At 49.0% G+C, this 17,156-nt stretch carries 16 protein-coding genes and 2 tRNA genes; 16 read left to right on the forward strand and 2 right to left on the reverse strand.

Features of this window, described 5'->3' with window-relative positions; all coding sequences use genetic code 11:
• Window positions 1-12: 12 nt before the first annotated feature.
• Window positions 13-3,519 (reverse strand): chromosome segregation protein SMC, encoded by a 3,507-nt coding sequence (gene smc, locus LPA26_RS03585; RefSeq protein ID WP_229007370.1) that lies wholly within the window; start codon window positions 3,517-3,519, stop codon window positions 13-15.
• An 80-nt stretch (window positions 3,520-3,599) separates the two neighbouring features.
• Between smc and queF the strand changes: the two genes are divergently transcribed.
• The 16 genes from queF (at window position 3,600) to fabG (ending at window position 16,344) form a co-directional block, all read left to right on the forward strand.
• Window positions 3,600-4,046 carry a preQ(1) synthase gene (queF, locus tag LPA26_RS03590; protein WP_055825001.1) on the forward strand — a complete coding sequence of 149 codons (447 nt, stop codon included), beginning with the start codon at window positions 3,600-3,602 and terminating at the stop codon, window positions 4,044-4,046.
• Between the two features lie 156 nt (window positions 4,047-4,202).
• A tRNA-Ala gene (locus LPA26_RS03595) sits at window positions 4,203-4,278 on the forward strand.
• A gap of 88 nt (window positions 4,279-4,366) precedes the next feature.
• Window positions 4,367-4,442, forward strand: a tRNA-Glu gene (locus LPA26_RS03600).
• A 328-nt stretch (window positions 4,443-4,770) separates the two neighbouring features.
• The gene (locus LPA26_RS03605) at window positions 4,771-5,037 is read left to right on the forward strand and encodes a phosphopantetheine-binding protein (RefSeq protein ID WP_055825004.1); all 267 of its coding nucleotides are present in this window, start codon (window positions 4,771-4,773) and stop codon (window positions 5,035-5,037) included.
• A 32-nt stretch (window positions 5,038-5,069) separates the two neighbouring features.
• Window positions 5,070-5,711, forward strand: a complete 642-nt coding sequence (locus LPA26_RS03610; RefSeq protein WP_229007371.1) for a hypothetical protein — start codon at window positions 5,070-5,072, stop codon at window positions 5,709-5,711.
• Window positions 5,712-5,730: 19 nt separating this feature from the next.
• Complete coding sequence (locus LPA26_RS03615; RefSeq protein ID WP_229007372.1) at window positions 5,731-7,062, forward strand: AMP-binding protein; 1,332 nt, start codon at window positions 5,731-5,733, stop codon at window positions 7,060-7,062.
• A gap of 25 nt (window positions 7,063-7,087) precedes the next feature.
• Window positions 7,088-7,405: a hypothetical protein gene (locus LPA26_RS03620; protein ID WP_229007373.1), complete on the forward strand. Its 318-nt coding sequence runs from the start codon at window positions 7,088-7,090 to the stop codon at window positions 7,403-7,405.
• Between the two features lie 4 nt (window positions 7,406-7,409).
• On the forward strand, window positions 7,410-8,360 hold the full coding sequence (locus tag LPA26_RS03625) for an acyl-CoA synthetase (protein ID WP_229007374.1): 951 nt from the start codon (window positions 7,410-7,412) through the stop codon (window positions 8,358-8,360).
• The gene (locus LPA26_RS03630) at window positions 8,357-8,977 is read left to right on the forward strand and encodes an outer membrane lipoprotein carrier protein LolA (protein ID WP_229007375.1); all 621 of its coding nucleotides are present in this window, start codon (window positions 8,357-8,359) and stop codon (window positions 8,975-8,977) included. The genes LPA26_RS03625 and LPA26_RS03630 overlap by 4 nt, the downstream gene beginning before the upstream one ends.
• 16 nt (window positions 8,978-8,993) lie before the next feature.
• Entirely contained in the window at window positions 8,994-11,390 is a 2,397-nt protein-coding gene (locus LPA26_RS03635; protein ID WP_229007376.1) for an MMPL family transporter, read from the forward strand.
• The gene (locus LPA26_RS03640; RefSeq protein WP_229007377.1) at window positions 11,374-12,051 is read left to right on the forward strand and encodes an alpha/beta fold hydrolase; all 678 of its coding nucleotides are present in this window, start codon (window positions 11,374-11,376) and stop codon (window positions 12,049-12,051) included. Before LPA26_RS03635 ends, LPA26_RS03640 begins: the two co-directional genes overlap by 17 nt.
• Entirely contained in the window at window positions 12,048-12,881 is an 834-nt protein-coding gene (locus LPA26_RS03645) for a polysaccharide deacetylase family protein (protein WP_229007378.1), read from the forward strand. Before LPA26_RS03640 ends, LPA26_RS03645 begins: the two co-directional genes overlap by 4 nt.
• Before the next feature lie 186 nt (window positions 12,882-13,067).
• Window positions 13,068-14,327 carry a beta-ketoacyl-[acyl-carrier-protein] synthase family protein gene (locus tag LPA26_RS03650; protein ID WP_229007379.1) on the forward strand — a complete coding sequence of 420 codons (1,260 nt, stop codon included), beginning with the start codon at window positions 13,068-13,070 and terminating at the stop codon, window positions 14,325-14,327.
• Complete coding sequence (locus LPA26_RS03655; RefSeq protein WP_229007380.1) at window positions 14,324-15,124, forward strand: beta-ketoacyl synthase chain length factor; 801 nt, start codon at window positions 14,324-14,326, stop codon at window positions 15,122-15,124. The genes LPA26_RS03650 and LPA26_RS03655 overlap by 4 nt, the downstream gene beginning before the upstream one ends.
• The gene (locus LPA26_RS03660) at window positions 15,118-15,603 is read left to right on the forward strand and encodes a 3-hydroxylacyl-ACP dehydratase (RefSeq protein WP_229007381.1); all 486 of its coding nucleotides are present in this window, start codon (window positions 15,118-15,120) and stop codon (window positions 15,601-15,603) included. The genes LPA26_RS03655 and LPA26_RS03660 overlap by 7 nt, the downstream gene beginning before the upstream one ends.
• Before the next feature lie 21 nt (window positions 15,604-15,624).
• Complete coding sequence (gene fabG, locus LPA26_RS03665) at window positions 15,625-16,344, forward strand: 3-oxoacyl-ACP reductase FabG (RefSeq protein ID WP_055825031.1); 720 nt, start codon at window positions 15,625-15,627, stop codon at window positions 16,342-16,344.
• Window positions 16,345-16,377: 33 nt separating this feature from the next.
• Here fabG and LPA26_RS03670 read toward each other — a convergent pair whose 3' ends face one another.
• Window positions 16,378-17,148, reverse strand: a complete 771-nt coding sequence (locus LPA26_RS03670) for a glycosyltransferase family 2 protein (protein WP_370634312.1) — start codon at window positions 17,146-17,148, stop codon at window positions 16,378-16,380.
• Window positions 17,149-17,156 lie beyond the last annotated feature (8 nt).

A 17,156-nucleotide genomic window follows, 5' to 3' on the forward strand; every position in this document is an offset into this window, starting at 1 on the left:
ACAAAACATGCCTTACGCCGCATGCATGCGTATCGCCTCATCTATATCAACATCTACAATCCTTGATACTCCGGATTCCTGCATGGTTACGCCTATTAATTGTTGAGACATTTCCATGGTGATTTTGTTGTGCGAAACAAACAAAAATTGCGTTTTTTCAGACATTACCCGCACTAACTGACAAAACCGCTCGGTATTACTGTCATCCAGTGGTGCATCCACTTCATCCATCAAACAGAATGGTGCGGGGTTCAAGCGGAACAACGCAAAAACCAGTGCCATCGCCGTTAAAGCTTTTTCGCCGCCAGAAAGTAATTGAATAGTTGTATTTTTCTTGCCGGGCGGCTGCGCAAACACTTGCACACCTGTATCAAGGATTTCGTCACCCAGTAACTCCAGCTTGGCCTGACCACCGTTAAATAACGTCTGGAACAACTCGCCAAAGTTACGATTGGCCTCTTCAAACGTTGCACGCAGCTTGCCCCGCGTTTCCCGGTCTATCTTCTGGATGGCTTCTTCAAGCGTCTCGCTGGCGGTCAGTAAGTCTTTCAACTGGCTATCCAGATAGCCCTTACGCTCTTTCTCAACAGACAACTCTTCAATCGCTGCCATGTTAACCGGCCCCAATTGTTGTATCTGCTGCTGTAACTTTTGTGTAGTTTGTGCCAACACATGCACTTTGCTATCAGTATCCAATCCATTCTGAATCAATGCCTCATCCAGCCCGGTTTCTGCCAGGGCAGATTGACATTGTTCTACCTGTAAGCGGCATTCTTGCTGCTTAAGGCGGCGTTGTTCAACAGCATCCCTTAACGGATGCAACTGTTGCTCCACCAACATGCGGTTGCGCTCTTGTGTCTGCAGTGAATTTTCCTGCTCAGCAAGCTGGTTTCTCGCCTGAGCCAATGCTTGCTCGCAATCGTGCTGTTGCGTCAGCGCATGCGCAAGGTTTGCTTTCAGCGTTTCCATATTGCTGATGGCTAATGTCTGCTCAGTTTCAACCAGATGATGTTGCAGGTTCTGACTTTCCTGCTCGTTTTGCGTCAGTCGCTGCTGTAAGTCATTGACAGCATTTTTGAGTAGTGTTTGCTCAAACACTTGTGACTGATGTGCCTTTTCAGCTTGTTGAACAGTATCACGAAGATTGTAATATGCCTGTTCGGCTTGCTGTTTTTGCGCCTGTGTTTCGCGTGCCGTTTGTTCCAGGTTAGCAAATTGCGCTTGATGCCCTGAAATATTGGCATGTGCCTGTGCGATTTCCGCAGCCAGATCAGCCTGGCGGCTTTCAACTTGAGTAATGTCTTCTTTAAGTACTGTTTGACGACGCATGGCATTGTCATGCGCCTGTTGCAAACGTGATACCTGCATCTGCGCGTCATGGAGGCTAGTCGTCAATTGCTTGATGCTTTGGTGGGTTTGCTGCTGTTGCTGGCGGGTATTTTGCAGGCTGACTTCTTGCGTATGCACTTGTTGCTGCGCCACAGCCACGGCCTCTTGCGCGTCTTTCAACCCGGCTTGAAGATTATCCAGCTGTTGTTGCCGCTCCAGAACGCCTTGCATCTGGTTTTGGCGACCATGAAACACCGCACTAAACCGCTGGTAAATATCCCCGCTTTTGGTCAGCAAACTAATATCATCTGGCAATAGTGATTGATAGCTTGATAATTGCTGAGCATCAGCAAGCACATATATTCCAGCCAACCAGTGTTGCAATGCAGCAGCCACCTGCGGTTGCTTGATCGTCAACAAGCTATACAGACTTGGCAACCCTTGCCATTGCTCCGTCGATGAAGAGGTTGACCCAGCATGAACAATCGCAATAGCAGCCTGGGGATGTGGCAACTGCGACCACTCCAATATAGTTTCTGGCAATAATGCATTTAATTTATTACCCAGGAACGCCTCTAATGCCGTCTGCCATTCTGAATCGACCTGAACGACCTGCCATAAGCGAGGCGCGGATTGCAAACCCGTTTTTTGCAACCAAGGGCCTAGTTGCTGGTCCTGTTTCATGCTTTGCTGCAACTTTTGCAGTGATTGAATCTCGGCTTCCAATTGATGCAATGCACGTTGTGCTTGTTGCCAGCCATTGCGTGATTGCTGCACCGTTTGCTGTTGCGTGTGTTCCATCGCCCGCAAATCGGCAAGCTGCTGCTCTTCACGCTGCAAAGCAGCCTGCTGCTCAATCATCTGCTGTTGAAGCTGTCCTAAGGCCTGTGTATCCGGCAATGCCCAGCGTTCAAGCTCATTATGCAATTGCTGTAAACGTTGCCCCGCTTCGGTCAGGTTACGCTGGATAAAATTCACGTTATTCTGTTCCAGCTGCATTTGCTGGCGGCTTTGCTGCACAGCTTGCTGCGCCTGATTTGCTGCTTGCTGGATTACCTGTAATTGTGTTGATTGCTCTGGCAAACCTTGCTGCAAGGATTGCAGATTCAGCGCATGCTGCGCCACCGAACTCTCAGCAATGGTCAATGCAGCCGTTTTATCAGCTACCTGGGTTTGCAACTGTGAGTGCTGTTGGGCGCGGTGTTCCATCTGGCGCTGCAACTGCAACTGCTCCTGCAGCAGCCGGTCTCTCGCTTCTTCTGATTGCTTGACTTGCAAACCGAGATTAGAAACCTGCGAATTCGCTTCATAAAAAGCGGCTTGTGCCGTATGCAATTGGGAAGAAGCTTCCTGATGATGTTGACGCGATTGTTCGAGTTGTAGCTCCTTGTCGCGCAAGCTGGCCATTTGCGCTTCCAATGCATTCACCGCCTGGTCAACCGTTTGCGAAGCGGCTTCATGCGCTAGCACGGCATCCCGCTTGCGTAACCACCACCACTGGGCCTCAGCCAGCTTGTGCGCGTCTTGCAAGGCATGAAATTTTTGCGTGACCACTGCTTGCGCTTCAAGCTTGATAATCTGCTTATTCATCTCCCGCGAAATATCTTCAACCCGTTCGAGGTTTTCACGGGTGTCTCGCAGTCTCAATTCCGTCTCACGCCGACGTTCCTTATATTTGCTGATGCCGGCGGCCTCTTCGAGAAAAACCCGTAATTCTTCAGGTCGGGCTTCCACGATACGTGAAATCGTATTCTGTCCAATAATTGCATAAGCACGACCACCTAAACCAGTGCCCAGGAACAAATCTGCCACATCACGTCTACGCACGGCGGTATTATTAATATAGTAAGTAGAGCCTTTATCGCGCTCGATCACGCGCTTGACCGAGATTTCGGCATATTGATTCCACTCACCACTGGCGCCGCCCAGGCTGTTATCGAACACAAGCTCCACACTCGCACGTGAAATTGGTTTTCGATTGCCTGAGCCATTAAAAATCACGGCATCCATCGCATCGGCACGCATTTCACGCGCTGAGGATTCGCCCAGCACCCAGCGTACGGACTCCATCACATTGGATTTACCACAGCCATTCGGCCCGACCACGCCTACACGCTGGCCGTGCAGATGAATGGTGGTCGGATCGACAAAAGACTTGAACCCCGCAAGTTTTAGATGAGTGAGACGCAAAGTAAGAAAACCGCTTATAAGAATTTGAATGGTTGCTTAAGCGTTATAATACCCACTTTTCCCAAGAAACATAGCCTGCAATGAACGAACAATTACTCGGTGGCAAACCAACAGCTGAACCCACTAAAGCACTGGAAACCTTTGAAAACCCGAATTCAAGCCGTGATTTTCATATTCATATGGAAATTCCGGAATTTACCTGCCTGTGCCCGAAAACCGGCCAGCCTGACTTTGCAGTGATTTATCTGGATTACATTCCTAACAAATTGTGTGTGGAATTAAAAAGCCTGAAACTGTATATGTGGTCATTTCGCGATGAAGGCTGTTTCCACGAAGCGGTCACCAACCAGATACTGGATGATTTAGTGGCAGCAATTGACCCTAAATTTATGCGCGTTACCGCTAAATTTTATGTACGGGGCGGCATTTTCACGAATGTAGTGGCCGAACATCGCGCCGCTGGCTGGCAACCACAACCTTATGTCGAGTTGTCACAATTCAGCGCACAGAGCAATATCCGTGGCTAAAAGCAGCTTTTAAACTGGCGCCAGCCATAGAATGAACGGCAATCACAGTTTTTTACAGAATCCTGCGAAAAATCGTTGACAAGATATGTGCCCGTCATTAATATGGCGCCTTCTTTGAATTGCAGTGCAAAACAAAGAAATGCATTACCAGGATTAGGGGGTATAGCTCAGCTGGGAGAGCGCTTGCATGGCATGCAAGAGGTCAGCGGTTCGATCCCGCTTATCTCCACCAAGTAGTTGAAAGTATTGAGTTTTTTTATAAAAATATTTTTCGATTTCTTGAAACAATGGTATACTGCACATGTTGCAAAATTTCTTAGGTCCCCATCGTCTAGAGGCCTAGGACACCTCCCTTTCACGGAGGCGACCGGGGTTCGAATCCCCGTGGGGACGCCAAAACACTTTATAGTGTTTCTGCTTCAAAATTCATTGCAATCAAGGTTTAACCACTAAATCTTGAATACTTGAAAAATTCCGGTTTCACCTCCAAAACGGCATCGTTATTCCGCCGCACAAAACTTCAAGACTCATCCTCGTTCCACATAGTCATTCATACTTTCCTACTGACTAGTGATGTCTTAAAGGTTTCCAACATTTGCTTGAGCCTAGACGCTCTGAACTTATGGTTTCAATTAGCTATCAATGAAAATTGAACAATACTGCTAAAATACATCAAACTTAAAGATTATGTTTTTGACCTAACCAACTTCACATAAAGAGTTATATGACGGAAAACACTGCTTTACAACTGGAAGTCGCCGAGTTAATGGTACAGGCATTGAACCTGGATGTTGCTGCGAATGAGATAGAACCTGATGCACCTTTATATGGCACTGGCTTAGGCCTGGATTCGATTGATATCCTTGAAATTGCACTGGTGGTTTCCAAACGCTATGGTCTGCAACTTAAGTCCGATAACGAAAACAATCACCAGATTTTCAGCTCTCTGCGTAGTCTTACCGATTACGTAGCAGCCAACAAAACCAAGTAGCGCGGCCTTCCGCCAAGTAATCAAAAGACGCCATGCCTAAAGCTTTTAAAGCCATCAGTGGCCTGCTAATAGCATTAGTCATCGTCTCTTTTGCGCTCCTTGTTCACCATGTAAATACCTTGGGACAAGCTAGTCTGTTAGGTGCCCTGCTCGCCTTAGCGCCACTGTTATTGATTGCATTTGTATTTGCGATAAATATTGATTCCAAATTATTGGGCATCGGTTTCGTATTGCTGGTTTTAATCTCAAGCTGGTGGGCATTGCCGCTGATCAAACAGCATACCGGTTTGATTTTCTGGTTACAGGACATAGGACTTATGCTGATGTTACTCATTACTTTCGCCAGAACACTGCAAGCCGGTCGTAAACCTTTATGTGTAGGTTTTGCCGAGGCTATTAATGGCGGGCCACTACCCGCCGATCACGAACGCTATGCTTATCATGTAACAATAGCCTGGGTTATTTTCTTCGGTTTGATGATAATTGTCTCTAGTTTGCTTTTCTTTCTTTCCCCGCTAGCTACCTGGTCGTTTTTTGTGAACTTCCTGACACTGCCTTTGGTGGCGCTGATGTTTATTGCAGAATTCCTGGTGCGCCGAACCGTTCTTACAGACTTGCCAAATGGCAATGTTATGGATGCTGTCCGTGCATACCTGGACTCCAGACAATCTTGACGCTTTAAACAATTATTCCATGCAGAAATTTCCCTTAGTAAGCCACACCAGCCTCAATGACAAGATTGCCTGGCGAAAAAATTCAGCGGTAACTGTCGGGCAGTTTCTTGCTGATGTGGCTGCACTGGCAAATCAACTCCCGGCAAGCAGGCATGTGTTGAACGTCTGTCGTGACCGTTATCACTTTGCCGTTGGCTTTGCGGCAGCTTTGGTGAGTAATAAAGTGAGCCTGCTACCCCCGACACACACGGTTGAAATGGTGCAGCGACTGCAAGCTTTTGCTACAGATGTTTTCTGCCTGCATGACAATCAGGATTGCGACATCGCGCTGCCTAAATTGCTTTACCCGTTAAGTTTGGCTAAACAAACAACTGCTGAAGAAATTCCATTGATTGATGCTCAACAAGTAGCGGCTATCGTTTTTACTTCCGGCTCAACTGGCACACCATTGCCTCATATAAAAAGCTGGGGTTCGCTGGTGCATAATGTACAGGCGCAAGCCGAAAGTTTGTGTTTAAAACCGGACATTACTTACACTTTTGTAGGCACTATACCGCCCCAGCATATGTACGGATTCGAGTCCACAGTGTTACTGCCGTTGCAAAGTAGCAACGCTTTGCACAGCGGACAGCCGTTTTACCCCGAAGATATTACTGGCGCGCTTAACCAAACCAATGGCGAACGGATACTGGTTTCCACCCCTCTGCACTTACGCTTGCTGTTAGATGCAGAAGTGTCGTTACCTGAAATAGCATTAGTTTTATCAGCAACTGCGCCGTTATCGGAAGCTCTCGCCCACAAAACAGAAGCATGCGTGCATGCACCTTTGATTGAGATATACGGCAGCACTGAAACCGGCCAGATTGCGACCCGGCGTACTACGCAAACCGATGAATGGCGACTCATGCCAAATGTGCGCTTGAAAACCGTCGCTGACCGGTTATGGGCTGAAGGTGGCCATGTAGAGATCCCAGCGGCACTCAATGATGTGATTGTGCCCACTGCTGATGACAGGTTCCTGTTGCAAGGACGCATGCAGGATATTATCAATATTGCAGGAAAGCGTAACTCTCTAGCCAGCCTCAATCATCACTTGACCAGTATAGACGGTGTGGTTGATGGGGCGTTCTTTATGCCAGACGAGCTGTCGCAAGACCACGTGACGCGTCTAAGTGCGTGTGTAGTGGCGCCTACCCTTACTGCCGCACATATATTAGACGAACTGCGCAAACGGATTGATCCGGTATTTTTACCCAGGCCTCTGTTGTTTGCGCAATCGCTGCCTCGCAACAGCACGGGCAAACTTCCCCGCCAGGCATTACAAATCTTTATTAGTGAGCTCACGAGGTAACACTAAAGTAACTGAAGAATAGCTCATGAAAAAACATACTCCATTCAGCATCTCTCCAGACCACCCGGCTTTCCCAGGCCACTTTCCGGGCACGCCTATCGTGCCGGGCGTTGTGCTGTTAGATAAAGTACTGCATGCCTTAAGTAGCGAGATTGGCCTGACGGTTACTGATTGGCAGATCAGCTCGGTCAAATTTCTGAGCCCGCTGACCCCGGGTGAATCTGCTAGCCTTGAATACGAGCAGCTTGCCAATGGCAGCATCAAATTTGAAGTATTGTGTCACCACAATAATAATCAACGCCACATCGTCATTGGCAGCCTCAGTGCAAAAGTGAAGGCTTAACAGCATGTCACAACCAAAAGAAAGCGTTTATAAGAAATCTGCCCCATGGTTGCAGCGCAAAGAGCGTAGCAATATGCTGATGCTGCATATTATGAGCTGGATCTCATTGCGCCTGGGCCGTACTATCTCTCGCTCGGCATTGCATCTTATCGCCTTTTATTTTGTACTGTTCTCACCGGCCAGCCGTAAAGCTTCCCTGAATTATTTACCGCGTGCACTGGGGCGGCCGGCTAGCTGGCGAGATCTGTACCGGCATTTTTTCAGCTTTGCTTCCACTATCCATGACCGCATTTACCTGATCAACCGTGACTACGATTTATTTGATATCGAGATTCACGGTAAAGATGTCATTCGTCCCCTGATCGATGCCAAAGAGGGTGTGCTGCTGATGGGTGCACACTTGGGAAGTTTTGAAGTGATGCGTGCGATTGGCCGGCAACTACCCGGTTTAAAAGTGTCTATGGTCATGCACGAAGACAATGCACAGAAAATCAATGCCATGCTGGCAGCGATCAATCCGGAAGCCTCTATGGGGGTGATTCCTTTAGGCCAGATCGACTCTATGTTGCAACTACAGCAGTGCCTGGATGAAGGCATGCTGGTAGGCATGCTTTCTGACCGCACCTTGGGTAATGAGCCTATGGCAGAGGTAGATTTGCTGGGCGATACAGCAGCCATTCCAACCGGACCGTTCCGCATGGCTGCCTTGCTGCGCCGCCCGGTCGTATTTATGGCAGGTTTGTATATGGGCGATAACCGCTACCAGGTACACTTTGAAACGCTGGCAGATTTTTCAGAGGTTCCACGCGGTCAGCGTGAGCAGACGGTAAATGCAGCGATTGCGCGTTATACCGAATTACTGAACCAATACACGCGTGTGGCGCCTTACAATTGGTTTAATTTTTTCGATTACTGGCAGTCGACCCCTGCTTCATTGCTGGATAAGGACAAATGAATATCCCGAATTTTATGATCAAACGCTACATAACGATGGCGCTTACTGGCTTGTTGCTATGTCTGTTGTCTTTGACCGGCAAAGCCGAGGGCACCTGGGATCTGGACCAACTCATGCGATTGCTGGCAAATAACCAAAGCGGGCATGCCAGTTTTATTGAGAAAAAAAATATCGCTGTACTGGATAAGCCTGTCGAATCCTCTGGTGAGTTGTTCTATACCGCTCCTGACCGTCTGGAAAAACGCACCTTAACGCCAAAACCAGAAAGCATGCTTCTAGAGAAAGACAGATTGACTGTTGAACAACGCGGCAAAAAACACGTATTGTCTTTGCAGAGTTACCCTGAAATTGCTGCCTTCATTGATAGTATTCGCGGCACGCTGGCTGGCGACCGCAAAGCCCTGGAAAAGTCTTATAAACTAAACCTCTCCGGATCACAGGAAGATTGGAAACTCAGTCTGCTGCCTGTACAGGATAAGATGAAAAAAGTAGTAAGCAATATTATGATTAGTGGCGCCAATCAGTGGGTGCAGACCATAGAAATCAAACAAGCCGATGGTGATAGTTCAGTCATGACAATTACGCCTGTTCCTCAAGCGCCTGCCTCACTCGAATAATAAGCCTACTTCTCTAGTGACCAAACCTTCTTTATTTGCTCAACAGAGCCCTGCGCGTACGGCATTAGTGCTGTGGCTACTCATGGTCTTGCTTAGCCTTGGAATTATAGCCCGTAGCCATTTTACCGCCGACTTATCGGCATTTTTGCCTAGCCACCCCACTGCAGAACAGCAATTGCTGATGGATCAGCTTAAAGATGGTTTGGCTTCAAGACTGATATTGGTCGGTATCGAGGGCGCTGACCCGCAAACGCGTGCAATGCTTTCTAAAGCTGTCGCCCATAAGCTACGCAGTCACCCTGCATTTGTCAGCGTTAATAATGGCGAAGAAATTACAGCAGAACGTGACCGTGAGTATCTGTTTAATCATCGCTACCTGTTGAGCCCCGCTGTGACGCCTGAACATTTCAGCACCGAAGGCCTGCGTGTAGCCATCGCTGACAGCATAGACCAGCTAGCATCCCCGGCTGGTTTGCTGACGAAGTCTTTGTTACCGCATGACCCAACTGGTGAGATGCTGCAATTGCTGGATGCCTTCAGTGGGAGTAGTCGCCCGGATATGTTTGAAAGCGCCTGGGCATCGCGGGATGGCAATACTGCACTGCTACTCATGCAAACAAGCGCCGCAGGGTCAGATACTGATGCGCAGAAACTGGCGATGCAGGCCATCAGCACTGCATTCGACCAAGCGGTAAACATCAGTGCATCCGGCATCAAGCCAACATTATTAATGACCGGCCCCGGCGTATTCTCAGTCATTGCGCGCGATACCATCAAAATGCAGGTCAGGGTTATTTTTATCGTCAGTTCGGTCCTGATCGCATTGTTGCTGTTAGCCGTATATCGCTCGAAGATAGCTTTGTTATTAGGTTTTCTACCGGTCGCTACCGGCATCCTGGCTGGCATCGCATCGGTAAGCCTGGCATTTGGCGTGGTGCATGGCATCACCCTGGGTTTTGGTACGGCATTGATAGGCGAAGCAGTGGATTATTCGATCTATTTGTTCATGCAAACCGAGCATGGTGGCAACAGGGAACAGAACCGCAAAAAGTGGGTGGCAACCGTGTGGCCTACCGTCAGGTTGGGCGTGCTCACTTCGGTGTTTGGCTTTGCATCGCTGCTGATGTCCGGCTTTCCCGGTTTGGCGCAACTCGGCCTGTATTCGGTTGCAGGGTTGATAGCCGCTGCGGCCATGACACGCTATGTACTGCCTTTCTTGTTACCTGCTAATTTTGATATCAAGGACTTCAGTAATAGCGGCACTCGACTGGCACACTATGCTAAATCCGCAAGCATCTTGCGCTGGCCGGCCATTTTGCTGGTAGTGGCGTCAGGCATCATCGTCTACAACCACCACGATCGATTATGGAATAAAGAGTTATCGGCACTCAGCCCGGTAAGCGCGGCTGACCAGGCATTGGATGGCCGGCTACGTAGCGGTATGGGCGCACCGGATGTGCGTTATGTCATCGTTTTATCAGGGGATAGCCAGGAAACGGTACTTGGTAATACCGAAAAAATATCGCTGACGCTGCAAAACCTGGTGAATAAAGGTTTGCTGGCCAGCTTTGATAGCGCCAGCCATTACTTGCCTAGCCAGGCCACCCAACAAGCCCGGTTGGAAAGCTTGCCTGATAGCGCAGAACTCAAATCCAGGTTGAATACCGCAGTGAAAAACCTGCCGATTAAAGCCGCTTTACTAGAACCATTCCAGCAAGATATAGAAACCAATCGGGCAAAGCCCTTGTTGCAGCGCAGCAACTTGCAAGGTACTTCGATGGCGATGGCAGTAGATGCCATGCTCTTGCAGCAAGGCCAACGCTGGAGCTCGCTGATCCCGCTGACTGCCCCCTCTGGCAGCGATATCGATGCTACTCAGGTGCGTCAAGCGCTACGCGATGCGAGCGTCCCGAATGTGTTGTTCGTTGATATGAAAGCCGAGTCCAACAAACTTTATTCCAGCTATATGCAGGAGGCAATTTTGCTATCGCTGGCGGGTGTGCTGGCGATTATCGGGTTGTTATTATTTGCACTGCGTTCATTCAAACAGTTACTGGCAATTATTATCCCGTTAGTGGCTGCAGTATTAACAGTGATGGCTGGCCTCGCTTTAGTTGGCCAGCAGCTGATTATCCTGCACTTGATTGGTTTACTCCTGATTGTGGCGATCGGCTCCAACTATGCCCTGTTTTTCAACCCAAGCAGTCAAGGCAAACAGGCTATCGCTCCCCAGACTTACGCTTCGCTGGTGTTCGCCAACGTCGCCACCGTGCTCGGCTTCGGCTTGCTGGCTTTCTCCACTGTACCGGTGTTACAGGCGATGGGGGTGACCGTGGCGCCTGGGGTGATTCTGGCATTGATTTTCTCCGCAGTATTCGCACGAAAGCAGCCGCCTGATGCGATACCTGGTTGATTTAGCCACTAGCGGGAAAAAAGCCGGCACTCTTTTTATCCTGCTGCCAGGCGCGACTCACATGCCTGAGGACTTTATCACGCAAGGTTTTGTACAGGCAGTACGTGAACGTGATCTGGACATAGACCTTATGCTAGTGGAATTGCCGTTTGAGCAGATTGCCAACCAGACTGCACTGCGTGATTTGAACCGTAAAGTGGTGACACCTGCGATTTCACAGTACCAGTCAATCTGGCTGGCGGGCATTTCCATTGGCGGCTATATCGCCATGGCGCATGCGCATTATTATCCAGGTCAGGTGCATGGTCTATTCCTGATGGCGCCTTATCCCGGCAATCGCATGACCACCGGCGAAATCGCCAATGCTGGTGGCTTGCTGGCGTGGCAGCCAGGGGTCATTGCAGATGACGATGTTGAGCGCGCTAACTGGATATGGTTAAAACATGCGCAGGCAGTTGAAATACACCTTGGTTACGGAACCGACGACCGCTTTGCAGATGGCATTGCGTTGATGGAGCAGGCAATACCTGTCGCCCAGATAGGTAAAATCCCAGGGGATCACACCTGGCCGGTTTGGCAGCAGCTGTGGTTTAACTTCCTTGATAAACAGCAGGCACAGTGGAAAACCATCCGCAACCAGAATACGGCTGCACAATCATGACAGAGCTTCAAACCAAAAACGAAAGTCTTCTGTTCAAATGGAAGCAGGCACCGTCGTTTATCAAAGCGTCTATCTTGCTACATGTGGCATTACTGATTTGCCTGTTGATCGCCCCTGCTCTCTGGCACTGGTGGCTGGCTGCATTCCTGGCCAACCATTTGGTAATCTCGTTGGTGGGTTTATGGCCGCGAAGTACATGGCTAGGGCCAAACTGGACTAAATTACCGCCAGCTGCCATATTGAGGAATGAAATAGCCCTGACTATTGACGACGGGCCTGAGCCTGCAGTCACACGTCGGGTGCTAGATATACTGGACCGTTACCAGGTCAAGGCAACATTTTTCTACATAGGCAATAAAGCGGCACAGCATCCTGAACTGTGCCGTGAGATTGTTACGCGCGGGCATGCGATAGAAAACCATAGCCAGCAGCATAGTGTCTTTTTTTCAATGTTCGGCTATAAAAAAATGATGAAAGAAATTCTGGCTGCGCAGGAAACTTTGCAACGCATCACTGGTAAACGGCCCACGTTCTTCCGTGCACCTGCAGGTTTACGGAATCCGTTTCTCGATCCTATCCTTAAAAAATTGGGATTGCACCTGGCAAGCTGGTCTGTACGCGGATTTGATACCAGAGTGAATGACGCAGAAAAAGTGAAAGCAAAGCTCATAAAAGGTTTGTGCCCGGGCGCTATCATTTTGTTGCATGATGGTAATGCTGCGATCACCCCGGCCAATGAACCTGTCATAGTAGCCGTGCTGCCTGCATTATTGGAGGCTGCCAAAGCAAAGAGACTGCGCTGTGTCACCCTGGCCGAAGCCGCTAATTGATATATTTACTAATTGCCAGTCCATCTGTTTCAGTCTTAGGGTACTCAGCTATACTGAACTCATGCAAGTTACGTTGTACTGAGCTGTAAATGAACGTAGCAGAGAACTTTTGATCAATGCACTAGAAATCCGTACTAATTAAAGATATGCGTAATATTAAATTCTTGTAACGAAAGCCGAGATTTTTTGAAACCATTATTACTTTCACATTACACCGTGACCAGTTGCATAGGCCAAGGCTTGCAGCAAACACTGGATGCTTTGTTACAACAACGGCAAACGCTTAAACCTTGTGATTTCGAAACCGTCGATTTGCCGACTTTTATTGGTGAAGTTGAAGCCCTGGATGATGTCACCATGCCGCCAGGTATGCAGGAGTACGACTGCCGCAATAATCGCCTGGCAAAATTAGGCCTGGAGCAGGATGGCTTTGACCTGGCTGTCAAAGCAGCCATCGACACCTATGGCGCCGATCGTATCGGTGTCTTTTTAGGTACCAGTACCTCTGGCATATTGGAAACAGAACTTGCTTTCCGCAACCGTGATAGAACCACAGGTAAACTGCCTAAGAATTTTATCTATGGCAAAACCCAGAATACTTATTCAGTCGCATACTTTACCCGCGAGTATTTCAAGCTTGCCGGGCCGGCTGCTGTGGTTTCCTCTGCCTGCTCTTCCAGCGCAAAAGTATTCAGCATTGCCCGGCGTATGATAGAAGCAGGCTTGATTGATGCCGCAATCGTTGGTGGTGTAGATACCTTGTGCCTGACTACACTCTATGGTTTCAATTCCTTAAACCTGCTTTCCAGCCAGGCCTGCCGGCCATATGACAAGGACAGGGATGGTATTTCAATTGGTGAAGCCGCTGCATTTGCTTTACTCGAGCGCGCGCCTGATACCCAGACGCCAAACTCAGTTAACTCTATAAATTCAGCTGACACCATCTTGTTACTAGGCGTAGGTGAATCCAGCGATGCCTACCATATGTCATCACCTCATCCTGAAGGATTAGGTGCGAAGCTGGCGATGCAGCAAGCGTTACAAAGTGCCGGCTTGAAACCATCTGACATCGATTACATTAACCTGCATGGTACAGCTACACCAAGTAATGATGCAGCAGAAGCTAAAGCGGTCAGGGCCGTGTTTGCGCAGGAAAATAAAGATGTGCCATGCAGTTCCAGCAAAGGCGCTACCGGGCATACGCTAGGCGCTGCCGGTGCGGTTGAAGCAGTGATTTGCGCCCTCGCACTGCAGAACAACTTTATCCCCGGCGGCCTGAATACCGAGGCTGTAGATACTGAACTACAGTTAAATTACCAATTGCAAAACCGCCCTCAATCATTGCAACGGGTGATGAGTAATTCGTTTGGTTTTGGTGGTACCAACTGCAGTTTAATTTTCGGTTTGGCCAACGCAGCAGACGCAGAAACGAGTGACAAGCCATGAGCTCCAGATTAACCGTATATATCGATGGCATAGGCCTGATCGCGCCGGGATTGAATGATTGGGCAAGCGGCAGCCAGACGCTGGCGGGCCTGGCACCTTACCAATCAGCGAAAACAGTGATTCCTACGCCGGAATTGTTACCGGCAGCAGAGCGCAGACGTGCCAGCGATATTGTGAAAGTGACATTAGCGACTTCGCTGGAAGCCATTTCCCAAGCCGGTTTAAGGGACAACAACCTGTCCAGTGTATTTTCATTTTCCAATGGCGATGGCGTGAACTGCCATAGTATTTGTGAAATGCTGGCATCCGAAGACAGGGAAATATCCCCTACCCGCTTCCATAATTCAGTACATAACGCGGCTGCAGGCTACTGGAGTATCGCCACAAAAACCATGGCGACTTCATCAGTACTCTGCGCATTCGATGGCAGTTTCGGCGCCGGCCTGCTGGATGCGCTTACGCAAGTAGTGGTTGAAGATACGCCTTGCATCTTGATGACCAGCGATACGCCTTACCCGGAACCCATGTTCAGTAAACGGCCAATTCCTGATAACAGCGGGATTGCACTTTTGCTAACCCCTGAAAAGAGTCCAGTAAGTATTGCGAAAATCACTGTGGGTGTGACTGATGAACCGGCCTATCAATTTAGCGATGCCGAGCTGGAAACTTTACGAACCGCCATACCATCTATGCGCGGCCTGCCATTGCTGCAATGGATTGCACGCAAGGAGAGTGGACATATAGTGCTGGATTACCTGGATGATTTACGCCTGGCGGTCGAGGTGACCCCATGCTAGATAATCAAGAATTTTTTGAACCTGGCAAGCCATTGGACCAAGCCTGGATTGCCAGTCATATTCCACACCAAGGCGATATGTGCCTGCTAGACCAGGTGCAAGCCTGGGATGCAGCCAATATTCGTTGTACGGCCATTAGTCATCGCTCAGCAGATAATCCTTTACGAGCAAATCAGCAATTGGGGATTGCCAATGGTATTGAATATGCAGCACAGGCGATGGCTGTCCATGGTGCGCTAACGGCGCCTAAAAACCAGCCAAAACCCAAAGTCGGTTATCTGGTCAGCGTGCGTGGCGTGAATATGCACGTGGCACGGCTGGATGATATCCAAGCAGATCTTTTCATTGATGCGACTTGTATCATGGCGAATGAAAATAATATGCTGTATGAATTTAAAGTAAGTGCCGGTGAAAAAATACTGCTTGAAGGCCGTGCCGCTGTGGTTTTAGATGCGGATGCCCTAATCGCTAATCACTAGAAAATCTATGAAGGTTGCATCATGAAAAGAGCTTTGGTAACAGGTGGTAGTGGTGGTATAGGCGCAGCGATTTGCCAACGCCTGGCAACAGATGGTTATCACGTGTTTATTCACGCCAACCATCATAAGGCGACTGCTGAGCAACTGGCACAGGAAATCACGGCAGCGGGCGGCAGTGCAGAAGCCTTGCAGTTTGATGTCACCGACCAGGCAGCGGTCAATACGGCATTAAGCCTGCTGGTTGAAGAGGAGCCTATACAAGTATTAGTCAACAATGCCGGTATACATGATGATGCTGTGTTTCCAGGTATGAGTCCGACGCAATGGCACCGGGTCATCGATGTATCAGTAAACGGATTTTTCAATGTGACACAGCCGTTGATGATGCCTATGATACGCAGCCGCTGGGGGCGCATTATTAATGTATCTTCTATTTCAGGGATCACCGGCAACCGCGGTCAGACGAATTACTCGGCGGCTAAGGGCGCGCTGAACGCCGCGACCAAATCCTTGGCACAAGAAGTCGCCAGCCGTGGAATTACCGTGAATGCGGTTGCGCCAGGTATTATTGAAACGGCAATGACCCAAAATACCTTTGATGCGCAAGCGATTAGCAATATGGTGCCTATGAAACGTGCAGGCACCGCAAAAGAAGTAGCAGACCTGGTCAGTTTCCTGGCTTCGGATCAATCTACCTATATTACCGGGCAGATTATCTCCATTAACGGCGGAATGATTTAAATCTCGAAGATAGTGTGTGATTTAACTGCTGATCTAGGTACGCAAGCGCCGTGTTACCAAGATCGGCAGTCTAAAAACAAATCCGACAAACAATCGTGTATACATCCAGGTAAGCAGCACATTGTCGCGTAAATAACGGAAGTGCGACACGCCACCTTCATCTGAACTGAAATAACGTACGGGTGCCGGCAGATTAACCACTTTAACTCCCAGCCAGCTCAAGCGCACTGCGGCTTCAGGGTCAAAATCGAAATGCCGCATCCAGGGATTAAATCGCATTACTTTCCTTAACGGCTCTATCGGATAGACACGGAAGCCGAACAGGGAATCGCCAATATTTCCACCTAGCGTTTCCAGGTTAGCCCACATATTGGAAAGTTTGCGCCCTTGCACACGGATATTAGGAGCGCTGGCATCGAAGATCGGCTTGCCAAGCACCATAGAAGCTGGCTGTTCAATAGATGACTGCATAAATTGCGGGATTAGCTCTGCCGGATGCTGCCCATCTGAATCCATGGTCAGCACATGCGTGTACGCTTCTGCACTCGCCTGATGCAGCCCCTGCAGCACAGCCGCACCTTTGCCTTTATTTTGCGGAAGATGGATCACACGCAATCCGGAATCTGCCTCTGCCATGGCTTTCAACGCCACTTCCGACCCATCCGTACTGCCATCTATCACTACCCACACAGGGTTCCAGAACTGGCGTGCCGCCTGCACAGTTTCGTATACTTTGACACCTGGGTTGTAACTCGGAATCAACACAATATGGGTTTTTGAAGGATTCATAGTTGGACTTATCATCAGATTTG

The sequence above is a fragment of the Methylophilus sp. Leaf408 genome, assembly GCF_916856905.1.
In the GTDB taxonomy this organism is placed as follows: domain Bacteria; phylum Pseudomonadota; class Gammaproteobacteria; order Burkholderiales; family Methylophilaceae; genus Methylophilus.

Excerpts from the sequence above, each read along its gene's own strand:
- queF (WP_055825001.1), top strand. The coding sequence starts at position 3,600 with ATGAACGAACAATTACTCGGTGGCAAACCAACAGCTGAACCCACTAAA.
- LPA26_RS03605 (WP_055825004.1), top strand. The coding sequence starts at position 4,771 with ATGACGGAAAACACTGCTTTACAACTGGAAGTCGCCGAGTTAATGGTA.
- LPA26_RS03610 (WP_229007371.1), top strand. The coding sequence starts at position 5,070 with ATGCCTAAAGCTTTTAAAGCCATCAGTGGCCTGCTAATAGCATTAGTC.
- LPA26_RS03615 (WP_229007372.1), top strand. The coding sequence starts at position 5,731 with ATGCAGAAATTTCCCTTAGTAAGCCACACCAGCCTCAATGACAAGATT.
- LPA26_RS03620 (WP_229007373.1), top strand. The coding sequence starts at position 7,088 with ATGAAAAAACATACTCCATTCAGCATCTCTCCAGACCACCCGGCTTTC.
- LPA26_RS03625 (WP_229007374.1), top strand. The coding sequence starts at position 7,410 with ATGTCACAACCAAAAGAAAGCGTTTATAAGAAATCTGCCCCATGGTTG.
- LPA26_RS03630 (WP_229007375.1), top strand. The coding sequence starts at position 8,357 with ATGAATATCCCGAATTTTATGATCAAACGCTACATAACGATGGCGCTT.
- LPA26_RS03640 (WP_229007377.1), top strand. The coding sequence starts at position 11,374 with ATGCGATACCTGGTTGATTTAGCCACTAGCGGGAAAAAAGCCGGCACT.
- LPA26_RS03645 (WP_229007378.1), top strand. The coding sequence starts at position 12,048 with ATGACAGAGCTTCAAACCAAAAACGAAAGTCTTCTGTTCAAATGGAAG.
- LPA26_RS03655 (WP_229007380.1), top strand. The coding sequence starts at position 14,324 with ATGAGCTCCAGATTAACCGTATATATCGATGGCATAGGCCTGATCGCG.
- LPA26_RS03660 (WP_229007381.1), top strand. The coding sequence starts at position 15,118 with ATGCTAGATAATCAAGAATTTTTTGAACCTGGCAAGCCATTGGACCAA.
- fabG (WP_055825031.1), top strand. The coding sequence starts at position 15,625 with ATGAAAAGAGCTTTGGTAACAGGTGGTAGTGGTGGTATAGGCGCAGCG.
- LPA26_RS03670 (WP_370634312.1), bottom strand. The coding sequence starts at position 17,148 with ATGATAAGTCCAACTATGAATCCTTCAAAAACCCATATTGTGTTGATT.